This window comes from Rhodoferax sp., from assembly GCF_039922535.1.
Lineage (GTDB): Bacteria > Pseudomonadota > Gammaproteobacteria > Burkholderiales > Burkholderiaceae_C > Rhodoferax_B.
In genome coordinates, this window is record NZ_JBDTEM010000502.1 from 1 (window position 1) to 6,178 (window position 6,178).

General features: G+C 62.8%; 6 protein-coding genes and 1 pseudogene. 5 read left to right on the plus strand and 2 right to left on the minus strand.

Annotated features, from left to right (window positions below):
* Nucleotides 1-212: 212 nt before the first annotated feature.
* Genes ABI213_RS23455 through ABI213_RS23465 form a run of 3 tightly spaced genes read left to right on the plus strand, consistent with a single transcriptional unit; the run spans nt 213 to nt 2,346 of the window.
* A complete protein-coding gene (locus ABI213_RS23455) occupies nt 213-1,160 on the plus strand; it encodes a GGDEF domain-containing protein (RefSeq protein WP_348028905.1) in 948 nt (315 codons plus the stop codon).
* Between the two features lie 35 nt (nt 1,161-1,195).
* Entirely contained in the window at nt 1,196-1,621 is a 426-nt protein-coding gene (locus ABI213_RS23460; protein ID WP_348028906.1) for a BLUF domain-containing protein, read from the plus strand.
* Between the two features lie 26 nt (nt 1,622-1,647).
* Nucleotides 1,648-2,346, plus strand: a complete 699-nt coding sequence (locus tag ABI213_RS23465) for an aspartate/glutamate racemase family protein (protein ID WP_348028907.1) — start codon at nt 1,648-1,650, stop codon at nt 2,344-2,346.
* Nucleotides 2,347-2,421: 75 nt separating this feature from the next.
* Here ABI213_RS23465 and dut read toward each other — a convergent pair whose 3' ends face one another.
* Complete coding sequence (dut, locus tag ABI213_RS23470; protein ID WP_348028909.1) at nt 2,422-2,868, minus strand: dUTP diphosphatase; 447 nt, start codon at nt 2,866-2,868, stop codon at nt 2,422-2,424.
* Complete coding sequence (gene coaBC / locus ABI213_RS23475; protein WP_348028911.1) at nt 2,865-4,124, minus strand: bifunctional phosphopantothenoylcysteine decarboxylase/phosphopantothenate--cysteine ligase CoaBC; 1,260 nt, start codon at nt 4,122-4,124, stop codon at nt 2,865-2,867. Before coaBC ends, dut begins: the two co-directional genes overlap by 4 nt.
* Before the next feature lie 158 nt (nt 4,125-4,282).
* On the opposite strand from coaBC, the gene ABI213_RS23480 reads away from it, so the two are divergent.
* Together ABI213_RS23480 and ABI213_RS23485 are read left to right on the plus strand one after the other, a co-directional pair.
* The gene (locus tag ABI213_RS23480) at nt 4,283-5,935 is read left to right on the plus strand and encodes a CTP synthase (protein ID WP_348028913.1); all 1,653 of its coding nucleotides are present in this window, start codon (nt 4,283-4,285) and stop codon (nt 5,933-5,935) included.
* Nucleotides 5,932-6,178, plus strand: a pseudogene (locus tag ABI213_RS23485) (3-deoxy-8-phosphooctulonate synthase); the annotation flags it as partial. The gene ABI213_RS23480 and the pseudogene ABI213_RS23485, both read left to right, overlap by 4 nt.

Sequence of the window (6,178 nt, forward strand, 5' to 3'; positions counted from 1 at the left end):
CCGGGCCGCAGAAGCCTGGCGATAGCGGTGGCGTTTGCAGGCCAGCGGACCCCGCAACTGCGCTAAGCGCGGACGGTTTAAAAAAACCGGGGCCGGGCCTCCCACCCTGGAGGCCCTTGCGGTAGCATCGCGCAGACCACGGGCACAACACAGTAGCCGTGGCGGCTTCCCTTGCACAACCCACACGCAGGCCTATGCGACTAGCCGAACCTATGCAGGACACTGACGAGTCCCTCCAAACGCTGTGCCGTGGCATGGATTTCACGCCAGTGCCCTTGCTCATCTCCAAGGTCGCCAAGTCGGCCGGCCAGGCGGCTGGCAGTCCGCGACAGCAGTTCTTTCTGAACAAAGCATTTACAGCCCAATTGGGCTACACCCTGGCCGACATTCCCAACTCCAATACCTGGTTCGAAAAGGCTTATCCCGATCTAGAGTACCGGGCCAGCGTCATAGCTAACTGGCAAGCCAAAATCACCGAAAGCCTAGAAAAAGGCCTTCCCACGGCCGAATTGCAGGCCCTGGTGCAGTGCAAAAACGGGCACAAGCGCTGGTTTATCGTCACCGTGGAACTCGCCTCACCGCTCTGGCCAGACTACTACATGGTGGCCTTTCGCGATGTGCACGAGCTGTGCCACGCACTGGAAGAAAACAACCGCCTGTCGCGTACCGACACTCTCACCGGCCTGCCCAATCGGCGCGAAGCCCAGGAGCGGCTGGAACAGGAATGGAGCCGCTACCAGCGCATCGAATCGGAGTTTTCGGTGCTGCTGTGTGACATTGACCACTTCAAAAACGTCAACGACCAGCTCGGCCACCCGGCAGGCGACACGGCACTGCGCGCGGTGGCGCAACAACTCGCCCAAACCTGCCGCAAGATGGACTGCGTGAGCCGCTGGGGCGGGGAAGAATTCCTCATCATCCTACCCGCCACTCCCATCCACCATGCCGCCGACCTGGCCGAACGCCTGCGCCACAACATCGCCACGCGCACCATCGACGCAGGCCGTAGCCAGCTGTCGCTGCGCTTGAGCATCGGCTGTGCCAGCATGTTGCCCCGCCAAAGCATCGACCTGCTGATCGACCGGGCCGACACCGCCCTCTACCGCGCCAAGGCCACCGGCCGCAACCGGGTCTGTACCGCCCTGATTCACGCGGTATAAATCGCCTGTCTCGTTTTTTACCATCTATTCAGCCCATGCCTCCTCTTCTTAGCCTGGTCTATGTCAGCACCGCCCGCAGCCGCCTGCGCGAAACCGAGCTGGAGCACCTGCTCAGCCTGTGCCGCGAGCGCAACCAGCAAAATGCAGTGACCGGCGTGCTGCTCTATAGCGACGGCAACTTCATGCAATATCTGGAGGGGCCGGACACGTCAGTTCGGCAGACCTACCAACGCATCTGCGTCGATCCGTTGCACGGCAACCTCGTCGAGCTGCTGCTGGAGCCCATCAACGAGCGCGTCTTCAGCACTTGGGCCATGGGTTTTGCACAGCCCACCGTCTCCATGCTGCTGGCGCTGTCCAACGCCCGTTGGAAGCACATGGGCGTAGACACCAGCGCTTCGGCGGATGCGCCACCGGGCATGCAGTTGTTGCGCAACTTTTGGCAGACCGCAAACCGCTGACCCGCCGACGTCCACCTCGGCAAAGCATGAAAACCATCGGCCTCATCGGCGGTATGAGCTGGGAATCGACCATTCCTTACTACCGCCAGATCAACGAAACCGTCAAACAGCGGCTCGGCGGCCTGCATTCGGCCAAAGTCATTCTGTTCAGCGTTGACTTCTTTGAGATCGAGCGCCTGCAGCACGCGGGCGACTGGGATGCCGCCGGGGCTGTAATGGCCGAAGCGGCCCGCGCCCTGGCCCGGGCCGGGGCCGACTGCGTGGTGCTGTGCACCAACACCATGCACAAGGTCGCCGCCGCCATCGAGTCCGCCGTCAGCATCCCGCTGCTGCACATCGCCGACCCCACCGCCACGGCCATCCAGGCGGCGGGATTCAGCACCGTTGGCCTGCTGGGCACGCGGTTCACCATGGAACAGGATTTCTACCGCGCCCGGCTGGAAACCCGCCACGGCCTCACAGTGCGGGTGCCCGACGCACCCGACCGCGACACTGTGCACCGCACCATTTACGATGAGCTGTGCCAGGGGCAGATCCTGCCCGCCTCCCGCGCAGCCTACCGCGCAATCATGGCCCAGCTGGTGGCCCAAGGCGCGCAGGCCATCATCCTGGGCTGTACTGAAATCTCACTGTTGGTGGATGCGACCGATGCCACCGTACCGTTGTTTGACACCACTGCCATCCACGCCATCAGCGCGGCAGAGTGGGCATTGCAGGCGGCCTGATTTCATTTTTTAACAAAAAGTGGCTCCAGCGCAGGTAGTGCCTACGCTAGAAGCTACACAAACAGTAGCAAATCCTCAAACCTTACCGGTAGACCCGTACCCGCCCTCGCCGCGCACAGAGGCAGGGAATTCGGTGACCACGTTGAACTGCGCCTGCACCACCGGCACGATGACCAGTTGGGCCAGGCGTTCCATGGGTTCGATGGTGAACGGCACGCTGCTGCGGTTCCAGGCGCTGACCATCAGCTGGCCCTGGTAGTCGCTGTCGATCAAGCCCACCAGGTTGCCCAGCACGATGCCGTGCTTGTGGCCCAGGCCGGAGCGCGGCAGGATCATGGCGGCAAAGCCGGGGTCGGCCAGGTGGATGGCGATGCCGGTGGGTACCAGTTTCCAGGCATTGGCGGCCAGCACCAGAGGGTCGTCCAGGCAGGCGCGCAGGTCCAGACCCGCGCTGCCGGGCGTGGCGTAGGCGGGTAATTGGTCCGCCATGCGCGGGTCGATGATTCTGAGGTCGATGATCATTGGGAAATGTGAGGAGTACGGGGAATGCGTTGGGCGATCTCGGCGACGAGTTGGCGCGCGAGGGTCAGTTTGGAGGCATGGGGCAGTTCGATGGCACGGTGCGCATCGACCAGCAGCAGTGCGTTGTCGTCTTTACCAAAGGTGGCCGGGCCGATGTTACCTACCAGCAGCGGTACGCCTTTGCGGGCGCGCTTGGCCTGGGCGTTGGCCAGCAGGTCCTGGCTCTCGGCCGCAAAACCTACGCAAAACAGCGCGCCACTGAGCGCCCGGGCCGATTGGGCTACGGTGGCCAGGATGTCGGTGTTTTCGACAAACTGCAGCTGGGGCGTGGCACCCGAGCCGTCTTTCTTGATTTTGTGGTCTGCCGCCACGGCAGGCCGCCAGTCGGCCACGGCGGCAGTTGCTACGAATATCGTAGCTGCTTGCGCAAGCGGAACCACCGCTGAGAGCATATTTTGTGCAGATTTCACATCCACCCGGGAAACGCCGCGTGGGGTCGCCAAGGCCACCGGCCCGGCCACCAAAGTCACCTCGGCCCCGGCCTCGCGGGCGGCGCGGGCGATGGCGAAACCCATCTTGCCGCTGCTCAGGTTGGTGATGCCACGCACCGGGTCCATCGCCTCGTAGGTGGGCCCTGCAGTGACCAGCAGGCGCTGCCCGGCCAGGGTTTTGGGCTGGAAGAAGGCAATCACGTCCTCCAGCAACTCGGCGGGCTCCAGCATGCGGCCATCGCCCGTTTCACCACAGGCCTGTTCGCCCTTGCCCACGCCCAGCATCACCGCGCCGTCGGCCTGCAGCTGCGCCATGTTGCGCTGGGTGGCGGGGTGCACCCACATTTCGCGGTTCATGGCGGGCGCGACCAGCAGCGGCACCGTGGCCATGGGCCGCGCCAGGCACAGCAGACTCAGCAGCTCGTCGGTGCGGCCCTGCACCAGCCGGGCGATGAAGTCGGCGCTGCACGGGGCGATCAAAATCAAATCCGCCTCGCGGCTCAGATTGATGTGGGGCATGTTGTTGGGCTCGCGCGCATCCCATTGAGAGCCATAGACAGGGCGGTTGCTCAGCGCCTGCATCGTTACCGGGGTGATGAACTGCGTAGCCGCCTCGGTCATCACCACCTGCACCGTGGCCCCGGCCTTGGTCAGCAGGCGGCACAGCTCAGCCGATTTGTAGCAAGCAATACCGCCGGTCAGGCCCAGCACAATGTGCTTGCCTACGAGGTCGCCGCCCGCCAAGAGAGGTGTATTGGGGTTCATGCGCCGCAATGTAGCAGAGCAAAACTACCTTGACTTACGCAGCACCCCACTGGCGGGCCAGAGGCCCTTCAGTGGGGTGCTGCGTAAGTCAAGACGGCCCAATCCACGCGCCTATAATCACTATTTCCACCTCCTCGGGCTTCAGGCCCGACTTCGAGATGACCAAATTTGTCTTCATCACCGGTGGTGTCGTGTCTTCCCTGGGCAAGGGAATCGCCGCCGCCTCTCTCGCAGCACTCCTCGAATCGCGGGGGCTCAAAGTCACCCTGATCAAGCTGGACCCCTACCTCAACGTAGATCCTGGCACCATGTCGCCGCTGCAACACGGTGAAGTTTTCGTCACCGACGACGGCGCAGAAACCGACCTGGATCTGGGCCACTACGAGCGCTTTGTTGAGACGCGCATGCGCAAGTCCAACAACTTCACCACCGGCCAAATCTACAAGAGCGTGCTCGACAAAGAGCGCCGTGGCGACTACCTGGGCAAAACCGTGCAGGTGATTCCGCACGTGACCAACGAAATCCAGGAATTCATCAAGCGCGGGGCGCGTTTTGGCGAAGCCGACGCGGTAGACGTGGCGCTGGTCGAAGTGGGCGGCACCGTGGGCGACATCGAATCCCTGCCCTTCCTGGAAGCCGTGCGCCAGATGAGCCTGAAGATGGGCCCGAACAACACTGCCTTCGTGCACCTGAGCTACGTGCCCTGGATTGCCGCTGCAGGCGAGCTCAAAACCAAGCCCACCCAGCACACCGCCAAGCAATTGCGCGAAATCGGCATCCAGGCCGACGTGCTGCTGTGCCGCGCCGACCGCCCGATTCCGCAAGAAGAGCGCTCCAAGATCTCGCTGTTTTCCAACGTGCCCGAGTGGGGCGTGATCTCCATGTGGGACGTGGACACCATCTACAAAGTGCCGCGCATGCTGCACGAGCAAGGCCTGGACGGCCTGATCTGCGACAAGCTGCGCCTGAACACCCCGCCCGCCAACCTCAAGCGCTGGGACGATCTGGTGTTTGAAACCGCCAACCCGCGCGGCGACGTGAACATCGCCATGGTCGGCAAATATGTGGACCTGAGCGACAGCTACAAATCGCTGAACGAAGCCCTGCGCCACGCCGGCATGAAGAACCATGTGCGGGTGAAGATCAGCTACATCGATTCCGAAACCATCGTCCCCGACACCGTGGACAGCCTGGCGGCATTTGATGCCATTCTGGTGCCCGGCGGCTTTGGCAAACGCGGCATTGAGGGCAAGATCTGCGCAGCCCAGTTTGCCCGTGAGCACAAAGTGCCCTACCTGGGCATCTGCCTGGGCATGCAGGTGGCCACCATCGAATTTGCGCGCCACGTGGCGGGCTTGGCCGATGCCAACAGCACCGAATTCGAACCCGCCACGCCGCACCCGGTGATCGCGCTGATCACCGAGTGGAAAGATACCGACGGCACCATCAAAACCCGCAACGAGAACTCCGACCTGGGCGGCACCATGCGCCTGGGCGCGCAAAGCTCCGACGTGGCCCCCGGCACCGTGGCGCACAGCATCTACGGCGACGTGGTCACCGAGCGCCACCGCCACCGCTACGAGGCCAATGTGCACTACCTGGACCGCCTGCGCGATGCCGGGCTGGTGATTTCGGCTTTGACGCAGCGCGAGCAACTGACCGAAATGGTCGAACTGCCGCAAAGCCAGCACCCCTGGTTTGTGGGCGTGCAGTTCCACCCCGAATTTAAGTCCACGCCGTGGGATGGGCATCCGCTGTTCAATGCATTTGTGAAGGCTGCGGTGAAGCAGCACCAAGGAGCCAAAAAATGAAATTGTGTGGATTTGACATTGGCCTGGACCAGCCCTTCTTCCTGATCGCAGGCCCCTGCGTGATCGAGTCCGAGCAGCTGCAGATGGACACCGCCGGTACGCTCAAGGAAATCACCACCGCGCTAGGCATTCCGTTCATCTTTAAAAGCAGTTTCGACAAGGCCAACCGCAGCAGTGGCAACACCTTCCGCGGCCCCGGGATCGATAGAGGGCTGGAGATTTTGGCCAAGGTGAAACGCGAGC

Bases quoted from the DNA above. Each gene is read 5' to 3' on its own strand.
- ABI213_RS23455 (WP_348028905.1), top strand. From the start codon at position 213: ATGCAGGACACTGACGAGTCCCTCCAAACGCTGTGCCGTGGCATGGAT.
- ABI213_RS23460 (WP_348028906.1), top strand. From the start codon at position 1,196: ATGCCTCCTCTTCTTAGCCTGGTCTATGTCAGCACCGCCCGCAGCCGC.
- ABI213_RS23465 (WP_348028907.1), top strand. From the start codon at position 1,648: ATGAAAACCATCGGCCTCATCGGCGGTATGAGCTGGGAATCGACCATT.
- dut (WP_348028909.1), bottom strand. From the start codon at position 2,868: ATGATCATCGACCTCAGAATCATCGACCCGCGCATGGCGGACCAATTA.
- coaBC (WP_348028911.1), bottom strand. From the start codon at position 4,124: ATGAACCCCAATACACCTCTCTTGGCGGGCGGCGACCTCGTAGGCAAG.
- ABI213_RS23480 (WP_348028913.1), top strand. From the start codon at position 4,283: ATGACCAAATTTGTCTTCATCACCGGTGGTGTCGTGTCTTCCCTGGGC.